Below are 21038 nucleotides of genomic sequence, written 5' to 3'. Positions count from 1 at the left end.
TCACGAGAACGTGGACATCCGCTTCATGCGTTGGAAGTGCCGGGTGCGGGACTCGAACCCGCAAGCCCTCTCAGGCAGATGTGTTTGAGACATCCGTGTATGCCATTCCACCAACCCGGCAGGACTGGCTGCACGGAAGCATACCGGGTCACCGCAGCTCCCCGCCTCTAGGTAGGCTGCACAAGCAGCAGTACCTGCCCGGCCCGTAACAAGGAGCCCCCGTGACCGCCCCCGAGTCGCCCCAGCCCGTAGACGCGCCCGACGACGACAAGTCGCACGTGCCTCCGCTGACGACCCGTGTCGTCATCGCCGAGGACGAGGCCCTGATCCGCCTCGACCTCAAAGAGATGCTGGAGGAAGAGGGCTACAGCGTCGTCGGCGAGGCCGGTGACGGTGAGCAGGCCGTCGAGCTCGCCCGTGAGCACAAGCCGGACCTCGTGATCCTCGACGTGAAGATGCCCAAGCTGGACGGGATCTCGGCCGCCGAGAAGATCGCCGAGGAGCGCATCGCCCCTGTCCTGATGCTCACCGCCTTCTCGCAGCGCGACCTCGTCGAGCGGGCGCGGGACGCCGGTGCGATGGCGTACCTGGTGAAGCCCTTCAGCAAGAGCGATGTCGTGCCGGCGATCGAGATGGCGGTGTCCCGGTTCACGGAGCTGAAGGAGCTGGAGAACGAGGTCGCGGACCTCACTCAGCGTCTGGAGACGCGCAAGCTCGTGGACCGGGCGAAGTCGATCCTTCAGACCTCGTACGGGCTGACGGAGCCTGCCGCGTTCCGGTGGATCCAGAAGACGTCGATGGACCGGCGGATGTCGATGCAGCAGGTCGCGGAGGCGGTCATTCTGGACGCCGATGAGAAGAAGGCCAACAAGGGCTGAGCCCAACGCCGACCAAAGACCGAGGCCCGCGTCCCCAGCAGGGGGCGCGGGCCTCGTCGTACGACGAAGGAAAGGTCAGTCTTCGCCGAGGTACGCCTTGCGGACCGACTCGTCGTGCAGCAGGTCCTGGCCGGTGCCGGAGAGGACGATGTTGCCGACCTCCATGACGTGTCCCTGGTCGGCCAGTGAGAGGGCGGCCTGGGCGTTCTGTTCGACCAGCAGGATGGTCGTGCCCTGGGCCTTGAGTTCGACGATCGTCGCCATGATCTTCTGCATCATGATCGGCGAGAGGCCCATGGAGGGTTCGTCGAGCATCAGCAGCTTGGGCTGGGACATGAGCGCGCGGCCCATGGCCAGCATCTGCTGCTCGCCGCCGGACAGGGTGCCTGCGGCCTGGTTGCGGCGCTCTCCCAGGATCGGGAAGAGGTCGTAGGCGCGCTGTATGTCCTTCTCGATCCCTTCCTTGTCCTTCCTCAGGAATGCTCCGAGCTGGAGGTTCTCGAAGATGGTGAGGCGGGGGAAGATGTGCCGGCCTTCGGGGGAGTGGGCGAGGCCGAAGGAGACGATCTTGTGGGCCGGGATGCCGCTGAGGGGCTTCCCGTCGAACGTGATCTTTCCGGAGGTCGGCTTCAGGAGGCCCGAGAGCGTCCGCAGTGTCGTCGTCTTGCCGGCGCCGTTGGTGCCGATGAGGGTGACGACCTGGCCGGCTTCGACGCTGAAGGAGATGCCTTTGACGGCTTCGATCTTGCCGTAGGAGACCCGGAGGTCCTCGACTTCGAGGAGTGCGGTCACTGGGCTTCTCCCTTGGTGCTGGTGGTGCTTGGCGCGTCGGAGACGGCCTCTGCGGCGTCGACTTCGGCCGCTTCGGCTGCGCCGGGGTCGCCCTCGAAGGGTTCGCCGAGGTAGGCGGCGATGACGCGCTCGTCGGCCTGGACGACCTCGGAGGTGCCTTCGACGAGCTTCTCGCCCTGGACGAGGACGGCGACGCGGTCGGAGAGGTTGAAGACGAAGCGCATGTCGTGCTCGATGAGGAGGACGGCGATGCCCTTGTCGCGGATGGCGAAGACCAGCTCCTCGGTCGCCCGCGTCTCCTGGGGGTTCATGCCGGCGGTGGGCTCGTCGAGCAGCAGGAGGCCGGGCTCGGAGGCCAGGGCGCGGGCGATCTCGAGCTTGCGCTGTTCGCCGTAGGGGAGGTTGCGGGCGAGGTGGTCGCGCTTGGCTTCGAGGCCGATGAACTCCAGGAGTTCCATGGCGCGTTCTTCGCTGGCCTTCTCCGCCTTCTTGAAGCCGGGGCCGCGGAGGAGGGCGGACCAGAGGCCTTCCTTGGTGCGGGTGTGGCGGCCGACGAGGACGTTCTCGAGGACCGTCATGTTGGCGAAGAGGCGGATGTTCTGGAAGGTGCGGGCGATGCCGGCCTTGGTCACCAGGTGGGGCTTGGGCGGGAGGACGGTGCCCTGGTAGGAGACCGTGCCTTCGGTGGGGACGTAGAGGCCGGTGAGGCAGTTGAAGAAGGTGGTCTTGCCGGCGCCGTTGGGGCCGATGAGTCCGACGATCTCGCCTGCGTTGACGGTGAAGTCGACCGAGCGGACGGCGGTGAGGCCGCCGAAGCGCATGGTGACGTTGCGTGCTTCGAGTACGGGTGTGGTCTCGGTGGTCATGGTGCTCACGCCCCCGCCTTGGTGACGGCGGCCGGTTCGCCGGAGAGTGTGGTGGTGTCGGGTACGTCGAGTTGGCCGGTCTCGTGGAATTCGAGCTGGCGGCGGCGGTTGGCGATGATGCCTTCGGGGCGGAAGCGCATCAGCAGGATGAGGGCGATGCCGAAGGCCAGCAGCGACTTGTCCTGGAGGAAGACGAGCTTCTCGGGGAGCAGGTAGAGGAGCGCGGCGCCGAGGATGGGGCCTGCGACCGTGCCCATGCCGCCGAGGACGACGGCGGCCAGGAGGAAGGCCGAGTTGGGGGGTGTCGAGCCCGCGAACTGGTACGGCGTCGGGACGACGCTGTAGGTGACGTGGGCGCTGACGGTGCCGGCGAGGCCGGCGAGGGAGGCGCCGAGGGCGAAGGCGATCAGCTTGACGCGGAAGCCGTTGATGCCCATGGCGGTGGCGGCGGTCTCGTCCTCGCGGATGGCGATCCAGGAGCGGCCGATGCGGGAGTCGGCGGCGCGGGTGTAGACCAGGACCACGAGGGCCATGATCAGCACCATCAGCAGGTAGTAGTTGGCGAAGCGGCCGATGGTGAAGCCGGCGATGTCGTGGGCTTCGCCGAGGTTGAACCCGAAGAAGTTCAGGTCCGGGATGGACGGGATGCCGTTCGGGCCGTTGGTGATGTCGGGGCCCGATTCGCCGTCCATGTTGTTCACGGCGATACGGAAGATCTCTCCGAAGCCGAGGGTGACGATGGCGAGGTAGTCGCCGCGCAGGCGCAGGGTGGGGGCGCCGATGAGGACGCCGAAGATCAGCGATGCGGCGGCGCCGGCGAGTGCGGCGGCCCAGAAGGGGAAGTGGACGCCGGAGAAGCGGGAGAACTCGGAGCCGGAGACGAGGGCGGCGGTGTAGGCGCCGACGCCGAGGAAGGCGACGTATCCGAGGTCGAGGAGGCCCGCGAGGCCGACGACGATGTTGAGGCCGAGGGCGACCGTGCCGAAGACCAGGATGTTGACGCCGATGTTGGCGTAGTGGTCGTCGGTCTGGGTGAAGGGGAACGCGATCGCGGCGGCGAAGCCCATGGCGAGCGTGAAGCTGCGGTTGCGGGCGACGATCCCGGAGAAGCGGTCCATGAGGCCCGCGGTGTGCAGGGCCCAGACGGCGAAGACGACGACGATGAGGAAGCCGACGAAGAGCTCGCCGTACTCGGTGTCGATGCCGTAGGTGAAGACGGCCAGGCCGATGATCGTGACGACGGTGATGACCGCGCGCTCCAGCCAGGGGCTGAGGGGAGCGGGGGCGGGGATGCCGTCGGGCTTGGCGATGTAGGCCTTGAGGTTGGCCTTGGTGCTCTCGGTGTGCGGCTCGGGGAGAGCGAACGCGCCGATGACGGGGAGGAGGGAGGCGATGGCCGCGACCCAGCCGCCCGGTTCGAGGTTGGCGAGCCCGCCGAGTTCGGCCGCGATCGAGATGATCGTGTACCAGGTGACGCCGAAGGCGCCGATGGCGGTGAGGACGAGGGGCGCGTTGTTGCGGGCGGGGATGAGCCAGCCCAGGCCCGGGACGCCGTACGCGGAGAGGGCGAAGACGGTGGTGAGGGCGCCGGCGATGAGGGTGAGCCACTGGAGGCCGCCCGGGTAGCCGGTGATGGTGAGGTCGCCGGGGAACTCGCTGGTCCAGGTCCAGGCGAGGAACGCGGAGACGATGGTGGCGATGCCGCCGCCGAGGAGGAGCGCGCGGGCTGCCGCGAGGGGCAGCGGGATCAGGGCGCGGTTGGTGGTGTCGGTCATGGTGGTCACGCCCTGTCCGCGACGCGTTCGCCGAGCAGGCCTTGTGGCCTGACGAGGAGGACGATGATGAGGAGGGCGAAGGCCCAGACGTTGGCCCAGCTCTGGCCGCCGAGCTTGTCCATGCCGGGGATGCCGTCGATGTAGGCGGAGGCGAGGGTCTCGGCGACGCCGAGGACGAGCCCGCCGAGCATGGCGCCGTAGATGTTGCCGATGCCGCCGAGGACGGCCGCGGTGAAGGCCTTGAGGCCCATCAGGAAGCCCATGCGGTAGTCGATGTTGCCGTACTTGAGGCCGTAGGCGAGGGCGGCGACGGCGGCGAAGAAGCCGCCGATGGCGAAGGCGATCACGATGATGCGGTTGGTGTCGATGCCCATGAGCTGTGCGGTGTCCGGGTCCTGCGCGGTGGCCTGCATGGCGCGGCCGGTGCGGGACTTGCGGACGAAGAAGGCGAGCGAGGACATGCAGATGATGGCGGCGACGATGAGGAAGATGTCGGCGTCCTTGATGGTGACGGAGCCGATCTCGTGGGTGGCGTCGAGGCCGGGGAAGGCGATGGCGCGGTCGGCGCCGGGGTAGAAGTTGCGGACGACTTCCTGGAGGGCCAGGGAGAGGCCGATCGCGGTGATGAGCGGTGCGAGCCGTGGTGCTCCGCGCAGGGGCCGGTAGGCGAACCGTTCCGCTCCGACCGCGATGAGGACGGCGACGATTCCGCCGCCGACCAGCATCAGGGGGACGGCGACGGCCATCGAGACGCCGTCCGGGAGGATGTAGAAGTAGACCGTGAAGGCGCCGAAGGCCCCGGTCATGAAGATCTCGCCGTGCGCGAAGTTGATGAGCTGGACGATGCCGTACACCATCGTGTAGCCGATGGCGATGAGCCCGTACATCGAGCCTAGGAGCAGCCCGTTGGCCAGCTGCTGCGGCAGGGTGTTCACCGCGTGGCCTCCATTGTCGCTGGTGGTCGTGTGCACTGGTGGTGTGCAGGGGGTGGGGTGTGGCAAGGGCCGCGCGGTCGGGGTCCCCTTCCGCGCGGCCCGTGGTGAGGTGGTGCTGTTGCCTTTGAGAGGCCGGTACTAGCTGGCGGTGCCGGTCTTCACGGCCTTCCACGCACCCTTGGTGACCTGGTAGACGGTGAGCTGCTTGTTGGTGGTGTCACCGTACTGGTCGAAGGAGACCTTGCCGGAGATGCCTTCGAAGTCGGACTTCTGGACGTTGTCGACCACGGAGGAGCGCAGGGCGTTGATGTCGGTGGGGACCTTGCCGTCGTTGGCGTCGACGGCGGCCTTCACGGCCTTGATGATGGCGGTGGTGGCGTCGTAGGAGTACGCGCCGTAGGCGCCGTAGTCACCCTTGTAGCCCTTGGACTTGTACGTCTCGATGAACGTCTTGGCGGCGGGCAGGGTGTCGGCGGGGACACCGACGGCCGTGGCGAGGTCGCCCTCGGAGGCCGCGCCCGCGGTCTCGATGTAGGTGGAGGCGAACATGCCGTCGCCGCCGAAGAGCGGGATCTTGACTCCGCCGTCCTTGAGCTGCTTGGTGATCAGGGAGGACTCGTCGTACTGGCCGCCGTAGTAGAGCAGGTCGGCGCCGGAGCTCTTGACCTTGGTGACGAGGGAGCCGAAGTCCTTGTCGCCGGTGTTGACGTGGTCGGTGCCGACCACGGTGCCGCCGAGCTTCTTGAACTGCTCGTTGAAGATCTTGGCGAGGCCGGCGCCGTAGGTCTGCTTGTCGTCGACGACGAAGACCTTCTTCTTCTTGAGGCCGTTGTACGCGTAGTCGGCGGCGAAGCTGCCCTGGAGCTCGTCGGTGGTGGCGGTGCGGAAGTACGTCTTGTAGGGACGCTTCTTGGCCGTCTGCCAGTCCTTGCCCTGGGTCAGGGCCGGGTTGGTGTTCGACGGGGAGATCTCGACCATGTTGGCCGAGGCGAACACCTGCTGCATCGACTGGGCGACACCGGAGTTCAGCGGGCCGACGGCGCCGACGGCGGTCTTGTCGCCGGTTATGGCGGTGGCGTTGGACTGGCCGGTGGCCGGCTGCGCCTTGTCGTCGAAGGCCTTCAGCTTGAAGGTGACGCCCGGGACGAGCTTGTTCTTGTTGGCGTCGTCGACGGCGATCTGGGCGCCGTACTGGATACCGAGACCGGTGGTGGAGTTCTCGCCGGAGAGCGGGGCGTCCACGCCGATGGTGAGGGTGGTGCCACCCCCGCTGTCACTGTTGCCGCCCTTGTCGTCTCGGGAGCCGCAGGCGGTGAGTGTGAGAGCCCCCGTCGCCATGACGGAGGTCAGGATCACCATGGAACGTCGCACAATCATTCCTTTCCGCAGGCACCCGCGCCCTTGTGGGTGCGGCTGGTACCCGCGCTTTACCGAACTCCCGATGGAGCGGTGACTGGCCGTGACTCTAAGCCCGGTTTGCAGGCAGCGGCATCGCTGTGCACGGGCTTGTGACTTTCTTGTTATGACGTGGTGGATGGTGGGCTTCCGCGAGGGGGCCTCTCAGCCGGTTTGGCGGAATTTCCCCTCAGTCCGCATTTTGAGAACCTGCACTTCCGCTTGGCCGTGGGGCTCGGGGCGGCAATGTCGGGGTGCAGGCGCCTCGGAGGAGCGCGAAGAGGTCCTCGGAGTAGGCCCGGCCGAAGATGAAGCTGTGGTGTTGTATTGCGCGCGCGTTACGGAGCGTTACGTCAAGAAATGGTAGGTCGGCATTACGGGGCAGGCCGGAACAGTCGGAAACCGCTATCTCCACGGTGACCCGGCGTGTCGTGCCGGCGTGCACGGTGAAGGCGTGGGGCAGGGCGTGGGCGGTGAGGCCGGGGAAGGCGGCGCCGGTGACCTGGAGGGTGACGGGTGGTCCTGCGGTCACGTCGACGGCGAAGCGGAAGCGTCCGCCGGTGGGCCGGGTGCCGTCGGTCTCGGGGAGTCCGGCGGGCCCGAGGTAGCGCCAGGCGGTGACGTTGGCGGGCCAGGGCATGGGGGTGGCGGGCGGCTCGGGAGGAGGGGCGTCGCTGAGCGCGCGGGGGAGGAGGACGCCGACCGCGAGCAGGGCGGCCGCGGTGACGGCGAGGGCCCTGCGGGCGCGTGGCGGCAGCCCGCCCCACCACGCGCTCCAGCGATCCGTCGGCCGGGGCCCGTCGGCGCCGATGACGTCCTGGCCCTCCCCGGTGTCCGGCGACTCGACCGGCTCGACGGGCCCGATACCGGTCATGGGACCGACCTCATGGGGAAACGGTAGGGGAGCCGGGGGGCGGCGCCCAGAGGGTGTGCGCGGGCGGGTGCCTGTGCGGCGGAGGAGCCGCGGTGCGGGGCCCCTGTGCGGCGACGCGGCGGAGGAGCCGTGGTTCGGGGCTCCTGTGCGGCGACGCGGCGGAGGAGCGGCGGTGCGGGACCCCTGTGCGGCGGACCGGGGCGCATGGCTGCGGTGTGCTGTGCGGCGGATCGGGGTGCGTGGCCGGGGTGGGGTAGGCCGGGGTGGGGTAGGCCGGCCGAGTCGGTGTCACCGGGAGTCGGCCTGAGCCTGGGGTGTGCGCCCGGGGACCTGCGCGGCGGACTTGGGGTGTGCGGCCGGGGGCCTGTGCGGCGGACCGTGCGTGGGCGAGGCGCTGTCACCCGGAGTCCGCCTGATACCGGTGTGCGCGGCCGGGGGCCCGGCGGCGGATCGAGCTGCGTGGCCGGGGCCTGGGCGGCGGACCGAGCCGCGGGGGTCACCCGGAGTCGGCCCGGTCCGCCGGGCCGGTGCTAGCGGGCCGGGGCGTCGCGCAGGAGGCAGGTCAGGCGGGCGCTACAGACGCGCCGGCCTTCCTCGTCGCTGATCACGATCTCGTACGTGGCGGTGGAGCGCCCCCGGTGCAGGGGCGTGGCGACGCCGGTGACCAGGCCGGAGCGGGCCCCGCGGTGGTGGGTGCAGTTCAGGTCCACGCCGACGGCGATCTTGGAGCTGCCGGCGTGCAGCATGGAGCCGACCGATCCGAGCGTCTCGGCGAGGACGGCGGAGGCGCCGCCGTGCAGGAGCCCGTACGGCTGGGTGTTGCCTTCGACCGGCATGGTGCCGACGACCCGGTCGGCCGACGCCTCGATGATCTCGACGCCCATGCGGGTGCCCAGGTGCCCGGCGGAGAACATCGCGACGAGGTCCACGCCGAGGGCGGCGTACTCGTCGATGACCTCCTGCGGGAACGTGACGTGCTGCTGCTCACCCATGGGCCCGGGCTCCGTTCATCGTGTGCGGTACGGCTGCCAACGGCTGAGCAAACGCTCAGTCGGTCGTCGATTGTTCCAGACGTACGACGACGGATTTGCTGGCCGGGGTGTTGCTGGTGTCGGCGGTCGCGTCCAGCGGCACCAGGACGTTGGTCTCGGGGTAGTACGCGGCCGCGCAGCCCCGGGCCGTCGGATAGTGCACGACCCGGAATCCGGGGGCCCGCCGCTCCACCCCGTCCTTCCACTCGCTGACGAGATCGACGTACGACCCGTCGGTGAGCCCGAGCCCGCGCGCGTCCTCGGGGTTGACCAGGACGACCCGGCGGCCGTTCGTGATGCCCCGGTAGCGGTCGTCGAGGCCGTAGATGGTGGTGTTGTACTGGTCGTGCGAGCGCAGCGTCTGGAGCAGCAGCCGCCCCTCGGGCAGCTCGGGGTGCTCGACGGGCGCGGCGGTGAAGTTGGCCTTGCCGGTGGCGGTGGGGAAGCGCCGCTCGTCGCGCGGGGCGTGCGGCAGGGTGAAGCCGCCGGGGCGGGCCACGCGCGCGTTGAAGTCCTCGAAGCCGGGGATCACGCGGGCGATGCGGTCACGGATGGTGGCGTAGTCCTTCTCGAACTCCTCCCAGGGGGTCCTGCTGCCCTCCCCGAGGACCCGGCGGGCCAGCCGGGCCACGATGGCGGGCTCGGACAGCAGTTGTCCGCTCGCCGGCTCCAGACGGCCCCGGGAGGCGTGCACCATGCCCATGGAGTCCTCGACGGTCACGAACTGCTCTGTGCTTTTCCCGTTCGGGCCGACCTGGAGATCGCGCTCGGTGCGACCCAGGGTGGGCAGGATCAGGGCACGCGCGCCGGTGACCACGTGCGAGCGGTTGAGCTTGGTCGACACGTGCACGGTCAGCCGCGCGCGCCGCATGGCGGCCTCGGTGACGTTGGTGTCGGGGGAGGCGGAGACGAAGTTGCCGCCCATCGCGAAGAACACCTTGGCCTCGCCGTCGCGCAGGGCGCGGATGGCGCGGACCACGTCGAAGCCGTGCTCGCGCGGCGGGGCGAAGCCGAACTCCTTCTCCAGGGCGTCCAGGAAGGCGGGCGCGGGCCGCTCGAAGATGCCCATGGTGCGGTCGCCCTGGACGTTGGAGTGGCCGCGGACCGGGCAGACGCCGGCGCCGGGGCGGCCGATGTTGCCGCGCAGGAGAAGGAAGTTGACGACCTCGCGGATGGTCGGCACGGAGTGCTTGTGCTGGGTGAGGCCCATGGCCCAGCAGACGATGGTCCGCTTCGACGCGAGGACCATGGCGAGGGCTTCCTCGATCTCCTGCCGGGACAGGCCGGTCGCGGTGAGGGTCTGGTCCCAGTCGGCGGCGCGGGCGGCCTCGGCGAACTCCTCGTAGCCGTGGGTGTGTTCGCGGACGAACGCCTCGTCCACGGCACCCTCGGTCTCCAGGATCAGCTTGTTGAGGAGGCGGAACAGGGCCTGGTCGCCGCCGATGCGGATCTGGAGGAAGAGGTCGGTGAGCGAGGCGCCCTTGAGCATGCCCTGCGGGGTCTGCGGGTTCTTGAAGCGCTCCAGGCCGGCCTCGGGCAGCGGATTGACGCTGATGATCTTCGCGCCGTTCGCCTTGGCCTTCTCCAGGGCGGAGAGCATGCGGGGGTGGTTGGTGCCCGGGTTCTGGCCGGCGACGACGATCAGGTCGGCCTGGTAGAGGTCCTCCAGCAGGACGCTGCCCTTGCCGATGCCGATGGTCTCGCTGAGCGCCGAACCGGACGACTCGTGGCACATGTTGGAGCAGTCCGGCAGGTTGTTGGTGCCGAGCTCGCGCGCGAAGAGCTGGTAGAGGAACGCGGCCTCGTTGCTGGTGCGGCCCGAGGTGTAGAAGACGGCCTCGTCGGGGGAGTCCAGGGCGGCGATCTCCTCGGCGACGATGTCGAACGCGCGCTCCCAGGAGACCGGCTCGTAGTGCGTGCCGCCCTCGGGGACGTACATGGGGTGGGTGAGCCGGCCCTGCTGGCCGAGCCAGTAGCCGCTGCGGTTCGCGAGGTCGGCGACGGGGTGCGCGGCGAAGAACTCGGGGGTGACCCGGCGCAGGGTGGCTTCCTCGGCGACCGCCTTCGCGCCGTTCTCGCAGAACTCCGCCGCGTGCCGGTGGTCGGGCTCCGGCCAGGCACAGCCCGGGCAGTCGAAGCCGTCCTTCTGGTTGACCCGCAGCAGCGTCAGCGCGGTCCGCTTGACGCCCATCTGCTGCTGGGCGATCCGCAGGGTGTGACCGATGGCGGGAAGCCCGGCGGCCGCGTGCTTCGGCTCCGCGATGTGCGGCGCGTCCTGAACGGGGTCGGCCTTCGGCGGCTTCGATGCCATCGCGCACTCTCCTTCGCCTACACGTGCGAGTACGCCCCGATCCTCCCACGCGCCGCTGACAACGATCACGCCTGGGAGGGTGGGGGCGGTACGCCGGCGGGGGCCGGGTCCTGTGGACGGTCGTGGGACCCGGCGCAGTGGGTGGCGTCCGAGTGTCAGTGGCGCGTGGCAGGATCGGGGGCGTGGCAGAGACAGCAGCGAAGAAGACCGACAACAGCCCCGGCGGCAGCCGCCCGCGTCTGATGCTCATGGACGGGCACTCGCTGGCCTATCGCGCGTTCTTCGCGCTGCCCGCGGAGAACTTCACCACCGCGACCGGCCAGCCGACGAACGCGATCTACGGCTTCGCGTCGATGCTGGCCAACACCCTGCGTGACGAGGCGCCCACCCACTTCGCGGTGGCCTTCGACGTGTCCAGGAAGACCTGGCGCTCCGAGGAGTTCACGGAGTACAAGGCCAACCGCTCCAAGACCCCGGACGAGTTCAAGGGCCAGGTCGAGCTGATCGGCGAGCTCCTCGACGCCATGCACGTCTCGCGGTTCGCGATCGACGGCTTCGAGGCGGACGACGTCATCGCCACCCTCGCGACCCAGGCCGAGGCCGAGGGCTTCGAGGTGCTGATCGTCACCGGCGACCGCGACTCCTTCCAGCTGGTCTCCGAGCACACCACCGTCCTCTACCCGACGAAGGGCGTCTCCGAGCTGACCCGGTTCACTCCGGAGAAGGTCTTCGAGAAGTACGGCTTGACGCCCGCCCAGTACCCCGACTTCGCGGCCCTGCGCGGCGACCCGTCCGACAACCTCCCCGGCATCCCCGGCGTCGGCGAGAAGACCGCGGCCAAGTGGATCAACCAGTTCGGTTCGTTCGCGGAGCTCGTCGAGCGGGTCGAGGAGGTCAAGGGCAAGGCCGGACAGAACCTCCGCGACCACCTGGAGGCCGTCAAGCTCAACCGCCGCCTCACCGAGATGGTGCGCACGGTCGAGCTGCCGAAGGCCGTCACCGACCTGGAGCGCCTGCCGTACGACCGCAAGACGCTCGCGATGATCCTGGACACCCTGGAGATCAGGAACCCCTCGCTGCGCGAGCGCCTGCTGGCCGTCGACCCGGGCGCCGAGGAGGCAGAGGGCGCACCTGCCGCCGCGCCGGGCGTCGCGGTGGACGGCACCGTGCTCGGCACCGGCGAGCTGGCCGGCTGGCTCGCCGAGCACGGCGCACAGCAGGCCCTGGGTCTCGCCACCGTCGACACCTGGGCCCTCGGCACCGGTTCCGTCGCCGAGGTCGCGCTCGCCGCGTCCGGCGGGGCCGCCGCCTGGTTCGACCCCGCCGAGCTGGACGAGGCCGACGAGCGGGCCTGGACCGCCTGGCTCGCCGACGCCGACCGGCCCAAGGTCCTGCACAACGCCAAGGGCGCCATGCGGGTCTTCGCCGAGCACGGCTGGTCCGTCGCAGGGGTCGGCATGGACACCGCGCTGGCCGCCTACCTCGTCAAGCCCGGACGCCGCTCCTTCGACCTGGACGCGCTGTCCCTGGAGTACCTGGGCCGCGAGCTGGCGCCCGCCGCGACGGCCGACGGACAGCTGGCCTTCGGCGCGGACGACGGGGCCGAGGCCGAGGCACTGATGGTCCAGGCAAGGGCCGTGCTCGACCTGGGCGCCGCCTTCGAGGGGCGCCTGGAGGAGGTCGGCGCGGCGGACCTGCTGCGGGACATGGAGCTGCCCACCTCCGAGCTGCTGGCCCGCATGGAGCGGCACGGCATCGCCGCCGACCGGGCCCACCTGGAAGCCATGGAGCAGATGTTCGCCGGGGCGGTCCAGCAGGCCGTGAAGGAGGCGCACGCGGCGGCGGGACACGAGTTCAACCTCGGCTCGCCCAAGCAGCTCCAGGAAGTGCTCTTCGGGGAGCTGGGCCTGCCGAAGACGAAGAAGACCAAGACCGGCTACACCACGGACGCCGACGCGCTGGCCTGGCTCGCCGGCCAGACGGACAACGAACTCCCGGTGATCATGCTCCGGCACCGGGAGCAGGCCAAGCTGCGGGTGACCGTGGAGGGCCTGATCAAGACGATCGCGGCCGACGGCCGGATCCACACGACGTTCAACCAGACCGTCGCGGCGACGGGCCGGCTGTCGTCCACGGACCCCAACCTTCAGAACATCCCGGTCCGCACGGACGAGGGGCGGGCGATCCGGCGCGGGTTCGTGGTGGGAGAGGGCTTCGAGTCCCTCATGACCGCGGACTACAGCCAGATCGAGCTGCGTGTGATGGCGCACCTCTCCGAGGACGAGGGGCTCATCGAGGCGTTCACGTCGGGCGAGGACCTGCACACCACCGCCGCGTCGCAGGTGTTCGGGGTCGAACCGGACGCGGTCGACGCGGAGATGCGGCGCAAGATCAAGGCGATGTCGTACGGGCTGGCGTACGGGTTGTCGGCGTTCGGGCTCTCGCAGCAGCTGAACATCGAGGCGGGTGAGGCGCGGGCGCTGATGGACGCCTACTTCGAGCGGTTCGGCGGGGTGCGGGACTATCTGCGGCGGGCGGTCGACGAGGCGCGGGCCACGGGGTACACGGCGACGCTGTTCGGGCGGCGGCGGTACCTCCCCGACCTCAACAGCGACAACCGCCAGCGGCGTGAGGCGGCCGAGCGGATGGCCCTGAACGCGCCGATCCAGGGCACGGCGGCGGACATCGTGAAGATCGCGATGCTCAAGGTGGACGGGGCGTTGCGGGAAGCGTCTCTCGGCTCTCGGATGCTGCTCCAGGTCCACGACGAAATCGTGGTGGAGGTGGCTCCGGGGGAGCGGGAGGCCGCGGAGGCGATCGTGCGGCGGGAGATGGGGGACGCGGTGCGGTTGCGGGTGCCGTTGGGGGTTTCGGTGGGGGACGGGGCGGACTGGGAGTCCGCAGCGCACTAGCCTCCGGCGGGGGGGGTGTCCGTCCTCGGTCCGGCGGCTCGGTCTCTTTTCACAGGGCCCGGTTCCGGACGCCGGCCGCTGCGGGCGGACACCCCCCACCCCGTCCCCTTCACGCCGTCGGCGGCGAACGGTGCGTCGTGGCGTGCGTCCACTGCGCCTACCCAGGGGCGCGGGGAACTGCGCGACCAGCCACGACGGACCTCAAGCCGCCCGACAACCGAACTCGGCTCTCTCATAGGCGTCACTCGGCTGGACGTAGAACCCGCGCCCCTGAACCCGGCCCCAACCAAAATGCGCTCATGGGTATACGCATGCTCCACCGCCGGACGGCCCCCGCGCAGGTGTGCGCCGAGCCGAGGGCGTTCTCCCTGCGGGCCCCGGTGCCGGCTCACTCGGTCGGTGCGAGTACCGCGCGGATTCCCCAGGGGCTCACCGCACGTCTGCTGGGGGCCGGCGCGGCAGTTCGGCGCGGGGTGCGGGGGGAGCTGGTGCTCAGTTATCTGGCGCTCGTGCTCACCCTGTTCCCCAGGTCCCGTCCGATGCCCACCATGACGGTGTTCGTCGCGACGGAAGGGGCCGTCAGCGGGGCACCGGGGCGTCGGCCTCCCGCGGAGCGCCCGGTGCCGGAGCCGGGCGCCACAGCCTGACGGCAAGGGCGTAGAGCAGGACTCCCGGCACCAGCCCGGCGCCGATTCCGAAGCACAGGGTGGGGATCAGGTCCCAGGGTTTCGCGACGGCGCCCCAGTACGCCCACCACCGCACGGCCCGCTGGAGCGCGCCCACCGTCACGCAGCCGCCGGTCACGGCCAGCGCCCACCACCGGTCCCGGGAAGAGAGGGCGGGCACACCCGCGGGGTCGGCGGAGACGGGTGCGCGGCGCAGGGCGCGTACGCAGAACGCGGTGATGGCGAGTGCCGCCACCGCCGAACTGCCGTACTGGAGGTACCAGTACAGCGGGGATCCGGCCACGGTCCGGTCGAGGACCGGGAGGAGTCGCAGGCCCCAGCGGTCGTGGTGGGTGAAGGCGTCCCACACGACGTGGGTGAGGGCGCCCAGCGCGGCGGAGGCGTACCAGCGGGCGGCCAGGGCCGGGCTCGGCCGTGCGCGGGGAGTGCCGCAGCGGAGCAGGGTCGCCGACGCGGACTGGCGGTCGCGGGGCAGCAGGGCCACCAGGGGCTCGCGCAGCAGCAGCCAGAGGCCCACCAGGGCCCAGGCGATGAGGACGTCGACGGTGAGGACACCCGGGAGGGAGTGCGTGACGGTGCCGAACTCCATCGCACCGGAAAGGACACTCGCCGCGAAGTAGGTCATGTCGGGCGAGAAGGTTCCGGCCACCAGAACGGCCGGAACCAGTCCGCCCCGGCCGGTGCCGTCGGGGCGCAGCACGGGCAGCGCCGCCGCCGCATGGCTCAGGGTGAACGGCAACAGGGCTCCTCACGAAGGGCGTTGGCCGGACGGCGGTTCGGGTGATCGCCGCCGTCCAGTATGGGCGACGCGGCCCCACGGCGATCGAACATGGCCAACCGGTGAATATCGGGCACGAACCGGTGTTCGTGGAAAGGAAGTTGTCGTAGGGTCGCACGGGTCGCCGCGCTGGGGAGCTCGGTCGGAGGTGCGCCTCAGGAATTGCCGCGCGTCACAGGGGCAACCTCCAGGGTGGTTCGACCGTCAGAACGGGACGAGAGCGAAAGACGGAGACGGGCGTTCGGCGTCCACAGGAAGGGTTCACTTTATGGCGGCGCAATTCGGCAGGAGGCTGGCCAAAGGGGCGACGACCACCGCCGTGGCGGCACTCGCGGTCGCGGCACTGTCCGCCTCCCAGGCCCCCGGGGTCACGGCCGACGACAACGGCAGAACGACCACCGCCGGTGCTGCCGAGGTCTCTCCCGATCCGACCGCCGGGAACGGCGCGACCGGCAACTCGCCGTACTACACGGACCTGCCGCCGCTGAACACCCCGAGCCCCGCGCCGACCGACGGCAGCACGCCCTCCGTCTCCCCGGTCGGGAGCGAGGCCGGCATACCCGCGACCCTCCTCGACGCCTACAAGAAGGCCGAGACGGAACTCCGGGCGTCCAAGCCCGGCTGCAACCTGCCCTGGCAGCTGCTCGCCGCCATCGGCCAGGTCGAGTCGGGCCAGGCGCGCGGCGGCCGCGTCGACGCCGACGGCACCACGACCTCCAAGATCCTCGGCCCGCAGCTCGACGGCAACGGCTTCGCGCTCATCAAGGACACCGACCACGGCGTCTACGACGGCAACAGCGCCTACGACTCGGCCGTCGGCCCCATGCAGTTCATCCCCTCCACCTGGGCATGGGCCGGCCGCGACGGCAACGGCGACGGGGCGAAGGACCCGAACAACATCTACGACGCCGCCCTCGCCGCGGGCCACTACCTGTGCCGCAACAACTGGGACCTGGCGACCGGTGCTGGCCTGGAAGACGCGATCCTCAGCTACAACCCCTCACGGCACTACCTGAACACCGTCCTGTCGTGGCTGGAGTACTACCGCAAGGGCACCCACGAGATCCCCGACGGCACCGGCACCGTCCCGGGCAGCCGCAGCGACGGCAGCACCGGCGGCTCCACCCCCTCGGCGCCCTCGACCTCCGCCCCCGGCACCACCGAGCCGAGCCGGCCCGGCAACGGCTCGACGAAGCCGAAGCCCACACCCCCGGCTCCGCCCTCGACCACCCCGCCCTCCTCGGGCGGCCCCAGCACGCCGCCGTCGACGCCTCCCGCCACGCCCACCGAGTCGGTGGACCACCTGGAGGACTCGGGCACGCCGAAGCTCACCGCCATGGCCGGCGACGCGTTCGGCGACAAGATCAGCACCAGGGCCGAGAACGCCGCCGGCATGGGCGTCCCCAAGGTCCGGATCCGCTTCACGATCGTCGGCGACACCGACGCCACCTTCGCGGGCGGCGAGAAGGTCGCCACCGCGCTCACCGGTTCCTCCGGCGTGGCCACCGCGCCGGCCCTCCAGGCGGGCGAGACCACCGGGACCTTCACGGTCCGCACGACCCTCATCGGCCGTACGGTCACCGCCCCCGACTACACGGCCACCGTCACCCAGCGCGTCGCCGACACCCTGGTCCGCACCACGACCACCGCCCTGACCTGCGCCCCGAACGGCGAGTTCGCCGACGCGGTCCAGCTCAAGGCCACCTACAAGAAGGCCGTCGCCGACAAGGTCGCCGTCACCGCCACGCTGATCACCTCGGCCGACGACGCCACCGAGAACGCCAAGGGCCCTTACTTCAAGGACGCCGACGGCAAGACCGTCCGCACCCTGACGGGTCTGACGACGGACGCGGACGGCCTGCTGAAGCTGCCGCAGCTCTACTCCGACGACACCACCGGCACCTTCCTGCTGCGCGTCACCACCGCGGGCGGCGCCACCCTCGACGTGACCCTGACCGTGGCGGCGCCCGGCACGGACGCCTCCACAAGCCCCACGCCGAGCCCGAGCCCCAGCGCGAGCTCGTAACCCGACCCACCCCGGAGGGCGTCCTTTCCGCTTCGGCGGACAGGGCGCCCTCCGTCCGTGTGCGACCTGTTCTCATCTCGCGCGGGCGTTGCTACGGTGCCGGACCTGACGATGTATCAGTTCCTTCCACGGGGAGGCGGACATGCGCGCCCTGATCGCCGCCACGACCGGCCTCGTCCTCGCGCTCGCGCTGGTCCTCGCGATCACCGCGATGGGGCAGCAGACGGGCGCGACCTCTCCCAAGCCCATGCTGACGACCGTCCCCGCCCACCCGTAACCGTCCGCCCGGGAGGCCGAGATGCGCCGCAAGACCAGCCTGGTCCTGCTCGCCCTCGCCGTGTTCTTCGCGGCGCTGTCCCCGCTGCTGCGCTGGTACGCCTTCCCGCGCCTCGCGAAGATCCCCGCGAACCAGTACCAGGACATGGTCCTGGAGGCGAAGGACGCCACCCTCCTCGACTACGGCACCATGACCGCGAAGAAGGTCTCGAAGGTCACCATCGTGCAGACCCTCAGGGGCGATGTGGCGGCCTCCGAGAAGATCGAGAAGACGGCGGGCAAGGACGTCGTCGTCTGGGACGGGCTGTCCTACGTCCAGGGCCCCGACGGCAAGATGGTGTCCGAGATCCCCGAGCGCTACATCTTCGACGCCCACAGCCAGGCCCCCGTCCACGCCCCCGGCGAGATGGTCGACGGCGACCCCGTCAAGCGCACCGGCATCGAGTTCAAGTGGCCCTTCCTGACCGAGAAGCGGGACTACGAGTACTTCGACGCGCAGAGCCGCACCACCAACCCCATCCACTACGAGGGCACCCGGACCTTCCGCGGCGTGCCCGTCTACTACTTCGAGCAGACCGTCCCGTGGACCCAGGTCCCCTTCCCCAAGACCATGCCGGTCAAGGGCATCACCCCCGAGACCGTCGCCAAGACCGGCACCACCCGCTGGTACACCACGGTCCGCAGGTTCTGGGTCGAACCGCTCACCGGCGCCCCCGTCTACGGCGAGGAGATCCACAAGGAGGAACTGCGCGGCGGCACCCTCCTCGGCGGCCGTGAGAAGGTCACCGCCTTCGCCGGGCACGTGAAGATGCGCGAGGACTACATCGAGCACACCGTCGACCTGGTGAAGTCCAACCGCCTGCTCGTCCTCCTGATGACCTCCTACCTTCCCTGGGGCTTCGCGACCCTGGGCGTGCTCCTCCTGCTGCTCGCCCTGTGGCTGGAGGCCCGCAGCCGCCGCCCGCACCCGGCGAAGGTCCGGGAACCGGAACCGGTCACCGCCTGAGCCGCGCGTTCGTGTACCGCGTCGGCTCCGCGGCCGCGGGGTCCTCGGGCCACGGATGCTTCGGATAGCGGCCGCGCAGCTCCGCCCGTACGCCCTTGTAGCCGTCCTTCCAGAAGGAGGCGAGGTCGGCCGTGACGGCGGCGGGCCGCCCGGCGGGGGAGAGGAGATGGACCAGGAGCGGCACCCCGGCGACCTCCGGTGAGGTCTGGAGCCCGAACATCTCCTGCAACTTCACGGCGAGGACCGGCTGTTCGGGGTTGCCGTAGTCGATCCGGATCCTGGACCCGCTCGGTACGGCGATCCGCTCCGGCGCCAGCTCGTCGAGCCGACCGGCCTCGCCGGAGGCCCAGGGCAGGAGCCTCTGGAGCGCCGCACCGGCATCGAGGCGCGCCAGGTCGGCCCCTCGTCGGGCGCGGCTCAGCTCCGGCTCCAGCCACTCGTCCACGCGCGCGTGCAGTGCGTTGTCCGAGACCTCGGGCCACGGCTCCCCGAGGTGGTGGTGAAGGAACGCGAGCCGCTGCCGCAGCACGTCGGCATCGGACGTCCAGCGCAGCAGCCGCAGACCGTCCTCCCGCAGCCCTTCCAGAAGAGCCTCGCGTACGAGGACGGGGTCGGCGTTCCTGAGGGGCCGTGCCGCGAGCTCGATCGCCCCGAGCCGTTCCACCCGCCGCGCCACCACGTCCCCGTCCGCCCAGTGCACCTCCTGCCGCTCCGAGTACAGGGAGGCCGCCGCCGACCGGGCCGTGTCCTCGTCGATCACGGCGGCGAGCTGCACGCGCGCGTGCCCCTTGCCGACGGGACGGTCCGCCACGGCGACGGCGATCCAGGGGGCGCCCCGCAGGGGAGAGCTCTCGGAGAGCTCGGCACGGGTCCCGGACGCCATCAGATAGGAGCCGCCGTCAGCCCTTGCGACCCGCTCCGGGAACGCCAGGGCGGCCACGAGACCGGTCTGCCCGGCCTGCGCACCGTCGGACTCCGGCGCCGCGGCCCGCAGGCGCCGCACCTCCGTCCGCCACCGTCCCGCGTACGCGTCCCGCCCACGCCGGGCGGCCCGCAGGGCGTCGGCGAGGTCGTCCCCGTACTCCCGGGGCGGCTCCTCCGACAGCAGCGCGACCACCTCGGCTCCGGTCCCCGAGGTGTCCAGCAGCGCCCGGCCCAGCCGCGGATGCAGACCCAGCCGGGCCAGCCGCACGCCCCGGTCTGTCGCCCGGCCCGCGGAATCCACCGCGCCCACGGCCGTCAGCACCTCCCTGGCGGCCGCCATCGCCCCGACCGGGGGCGGGTCCAGCAGCGCGAGCCCGGACGCGTCGGGATCGCCCCAGCAGGCCGACTGGAGCGCGAACGCCGTCAGGTCGGCCACCTTGATCTCCGGAGCCGGGAAACGCGGCAGCCGGGCGTCCTCGGCCTCCGCCCAGCACCGGTACACCGCACCCGGCGCCTCCCGCCCGGCCCGGCCCGCCCGCTGCCGCCCGGCGGCCTGCGAGGCCCGCACGGTCGCCAGCGCGCTCAGCCCGCGCGCGTGGTCGACCCGCGGCTCCCGCGCGAGCCCCGCGTCCACGACCACCCGCACCCCGGGCACGGTCAGGGACGACTCGGCCACCGAGGTCGCGAGGACCACCCTGCGCCGCTCCCCGGCCACCAGCACCGCGTCCTGCACGGCGGCTGGCGCCCGGCCGTGCACCTGGAGCACCTCCACGTCACCGAGGCCGCCCAACTGCCCGGCCACGCGCGCGATCTCGCCCACGCCGGGCAGAAAGCACAGCACGTCCCCGTCCCGCTCGGCCAGGGCCCGCCGCACCACGGACGCCACATGGGCGAGCAGCGCGGGATCGACCCGCATGCCGTGCGGCGGCCGTACCGGACGGGCCGGGGGCGCCCAGACCACCTCCACCGGATGGGCGACGCCCGCCGCCTCGACCACGGGCGCGTCGCCCAGCAGCCGGGCCCAGCCCTGCGCGTCGGTCGTCGCGGACGCGGCCAGCAGCCGCAGCTCCGGGCGCAGGGTCTGCCGTACGTCCCACAGGAAGGCCGCCGCGGTGTCCGCGTCCAGGTGCCGTTCGTGGCACTCGTCGAGGACCACCACGTCGACGCCCGCCAGCTCCTGGTCGCGCTGGAGCCGCTGGAGCAGCACACCCGTGGTGACGACCTCCACGCGCGTGTGCCGTCCGGTCACCCGCTCGCCGCGCACCGTGAAACCCACGCTCGCGCCGACCTGCTCGCCCAGCAGCCACGCCATCCGCCGGGCCGCCGCCCGGGCCGCGATCCGGCGCGGTTCGGCCACCACGACCCTCCGGGCGGGCACGTCGGCGTCCAGCAGGCCGGCAAGCGCCAGCGGGACCAGGGTCGTCTTGCCGGTGCCCGGCGGCGCCACCAGGACCGCCGTGCCGTGTCCCTCCAGGGCGTCGCCCAGCGCGGGCAGGGCACCGCGTACGGGAAGGGCGTCCAGAGCGTCGTAACGGATCACGTCCCTAGTGTCGTACGACCGCCCCGGCGCCCT

15 protein-coding genes and 1 tRNA gene are annotated in these 21038 nt (G+C 71.0%); 5 read left to right on the top strand and 11 right to left on the bottom strand.

Features of this window, described 5'->3' with window-relative positions:
- Positions 1-37: 37 nt before the first annotated feature.
- Positions 38-120, bottom strand: a tRNA-Leu gene (locus IF54_RS0115605).
- Between the two features lie 101 nt (positions 121-221).
- Between IF54_RS0115605 and IF54_RS0115600 the strand changes: the two genes are divergently transcribed.
- Positions 222-878, top strand: a complete 657-nt coding sequence (locus tag IF54_RS0115600; RefSeq protein ID WP_020137531.1) for an ANTAR domain-containing response regulator — start codon at positions 222-224, stop codon at positions 876-878.
- 75 nt (positions 879-953) lie between these two features.
- Here IF54_RS0115600 and IF54_RS0115595 read toward each other — a convergent pair whose 3' ends face one another.
- The 8 genes from IF54_RS0115595 to IF54_RS0115560 all read right to left on the bottom strand — a co-directional run bounded on the left by IF54_RS0115595 (position 954) and on the right by IF54_RS0115560 (position 10857).
- The gene (locus IF54_RS0115595; RefSeq protein ID WP_030318832.1) at positions 954-1670 is read right to left on the bottom strand and encodes an ABC transporter ATP-binding protein; all 717 of its coding nucleotides are present in this window, start codon (positions 1668-1670) and stop codon (positions 954-956) included.
- Positions 1667-2536, bottom strand: coding sequence for an ABC transporter ATP-binding protein (locus tag IF54_RS0115590; protein WP_030318830.1), 870 nt, complete (start codon positions 2534-2536; stop codon positions 1667-1669). Before IF54_RS0115590 ends, IF54_RS0115595 begins: the two co-directional genes overlap by 4 nt.
- Positions 2537-2541: 5 nt before the next feature.
- Positions 2542-4311: a branched-chain amino acid ABC transporter permease gene (locus IF54_RS0115585; RefSeq protein WP_051735456.1), complete on the bottom strand. Its 1770-nt coding sequence runs from the start codon at positions 4309-4311 to the stop codon at positions 2542-2544.
- 5 nt (positions 4312-4316) lie between these two features.
- On the bottom strand, positions 4317-5246 hold the full coding sequence (locus IF54_RS0115580; protein ID WP_030318823.1) for a branched-chain amino acid ABC transporter permease: 930 nt from the start codon (positions 5244-5246) through the stop codon (positions 4317-4319).
- Between the two features lie 138 nt (positions 5247-5384).
- Entirely contained in the window at positions 5385-6605 is a 1221-nt protein-coding gene (locus IF54_RS0115575) for a branched-chain amino acid ABC transporter substrate-binding protein (protein WP_030318821.1), read from the bottom strand.
- A gap of 226 nt (positions 6606-6831) precedes the next feature.
- Complete coding sequence (locus IF54_RS0115570; protein WP_030318818.1) at positions 6832-7515, bottom strand: hypothetical protein; 684 nt, start codon at positions 7513-7515, stop codon at positions 6832-6834.
- Between the two features lie 530 nt (positions 7516-8045).
- Positions 8046-8507: a PaaI family thioesterase gene (locus tag IF54_RS0115565; protein WP_030318817.1), complete on the bottom strand. Its 462-nt coding sequence runs from the start codon at positions 8505-8507 to the stop codon at positions 8046-8048.
- A 55-nt stretch (positions 8508-8562) separates the two neighbouring features.
- Entirely contained in the window at positions 8563-10857 is a 2295-nt protein-coding gene (locus IF54_RS0115560) for an FdhF/YdeP family oxidoreductase (RefSeq protein WP_030318815.1), read from the bottom strand.
- 182 nt (positions 10858-11039) lie between these two features.
- Here IF54_RS0115560 and polA point away from each other — a divergent pair, with 182 nt between their 5' ends.
- Positions 11040-13769: a DNA polymerase I gene (gene polA / locus IF54_RS0115555; protein WP_030318813.1), complete on the top strand. Its 2730-nt coding sequence runs from the start codon at positions 11040-11042 to the stop codon at positions 13767-13769.
- A 579-nt stretch (positions 13770-14348) separates the two neighbouring features.
- On the opposite strand, the gene IF54_RS0115550 is transcribed toward polA, so the two are convergent.
- Entirely contained in the window at positions 14349-15194 is an 846-nt protein-coding gene (locus IF54_RS0115550) for a DUF4184 family protein (protein WP_030318810.1), read from the bottom strand.
- A gap of 307 nt (positions 15195-15501) precedes the next feature.
- On the opposite strand from IF54_RS0115550, the gene IF54_RS0115545 reads away from it, so the two are divergent.
- From IF54_RS0115545 to IF54_RS0115535, 3 genes are all read left to right on the top strand, one after another.
- Positions 15502-17259 carry a lytic transglycosylase domain-containing protein gene (locus IF54_RS0115545; protein ID WP_030318808.1) on the top strand — a complete coding sequence of 586 codons (1758 nt, stop codon included), beginning with the start codon at positions 15502-15504 and terminating at the stop codon, positions 17257-17259.
- 142 nt (positions 17260-17401) lie between these two features.
- Positions 17402-17536, top strand: coding sequence for an SPW_0924 family protein (locus IF54_RS42140; protein WP_107047837.1), 135 nt, complete (start codon positions 17402-17404; stop codon positions 17534-17536).
- A gap of 21 nt (positions 17537-17557) precedes the next feature.
- Positions 17558-18541, top strand: coding sequence for a DUF3068 domain-containing protein (locus IF54_RS0115535; RefSeq protein WP_030318806.1), 984 nt, complete (start codon positions 17558-17560; stop codon positions 18539-18541).
- On the opposite strand, the gene hrpB is transcribed toward IF54_RS0115535, so the two are convergent.
- Complete coding sequence (hrpB, locus tag IF54_RS0115530) at positions 18531-21005, bottom strand: ATP-dependent helicase HrpB (RefSeq protein ID WP_030318804.1); 2475 nt, start codon at positions 21003-21005, stop codon at positions 18531-18533. The two genes, IF54_RS0115535 and hrpB, sit on opposite strands and share 11 nt — an antisense overlap.
- Between the last annotated feature and the right edge of the window lie 33 nt (positions 21006-21038).

The organism is Streptomyces sp. NRRL B-3229, from assembly GCF_000719505.1.
In the GTDB taxonomy this organism is placed as follows: Bacteria; Actinomycetota; Actinomycetes; order Streptomycetales; family Streptomycetaceae; genus Streptomyces; species Streptomyces griseorubiginosus.
Note: the sequence above shows the minus strand (reverse complement) of the source record. Positions and strands in the feature narration are given on the sequence as shown.

Coding starts and splice junctions, on each gene's coding strand:
- IF54_RS0115560 (WP_030318815.1), bottom strand. CDS start 10,857: ATGGCATCGAAGCCGCCGAAGGCCGACCCCGTTCAGGACGCGCCGCAC.
- IF54_RS0115575 (WP_030318821.1), bottom strand. CDS start 6,605: ATGGTGATCCTGACCTCCGTCATGGCGACGGGGGCTCTCACACTCACC.
- IF54_RS0115545 (WP_030318808.1), top strand. CDS start 15,502: ATGGCGGCGCAATTCGGCAGGAGGCTGGCCAAAGGGGCGACGACCACC.
- IF54_RS0115590 (WP_030318830.1), bottom strand. CDS start 2,536: ATGACCACCGAGACCACACCCGTACTCGAAGCACGCAACGTCACCATG.
- IF54_RS0115565 (WP_030318817.1), bottom strand. CDS start 8,507: ATGGGTGAGCAGCAGCACGTCACGTTCCCGCAGGAGGTCATCGACGAG.
- IF54_RS0115570 (WP_030318818.1), bottom strand. CDS start 7,515: ATGACCGGTATCGGGCCCGTCGAGCCGGTCGAGTCGCCGGACACCGGG.
- IF54_RS0115585 (WP_051735456.1), bottom strand. CDS start 4,311: ATGACCGACACCACCAACCGCGCCCTGATCCCGCTGCCCCTCGCGGCA.
- IF54_RS42140 (WP_107047837.1), top strand. CDS start 17,402: ATGCGCGCCCTGATCGCCGCCACGACCGGCCTCGTCCTCGCGCTCGCG.
- IF54_RS0115535 (WP_030318806.1), top strand. CDS start 17,558: ATGCGCCGCAAGACCAGCCTGGTCCTGCTCGCCCTCGCCGTGTTCTTC.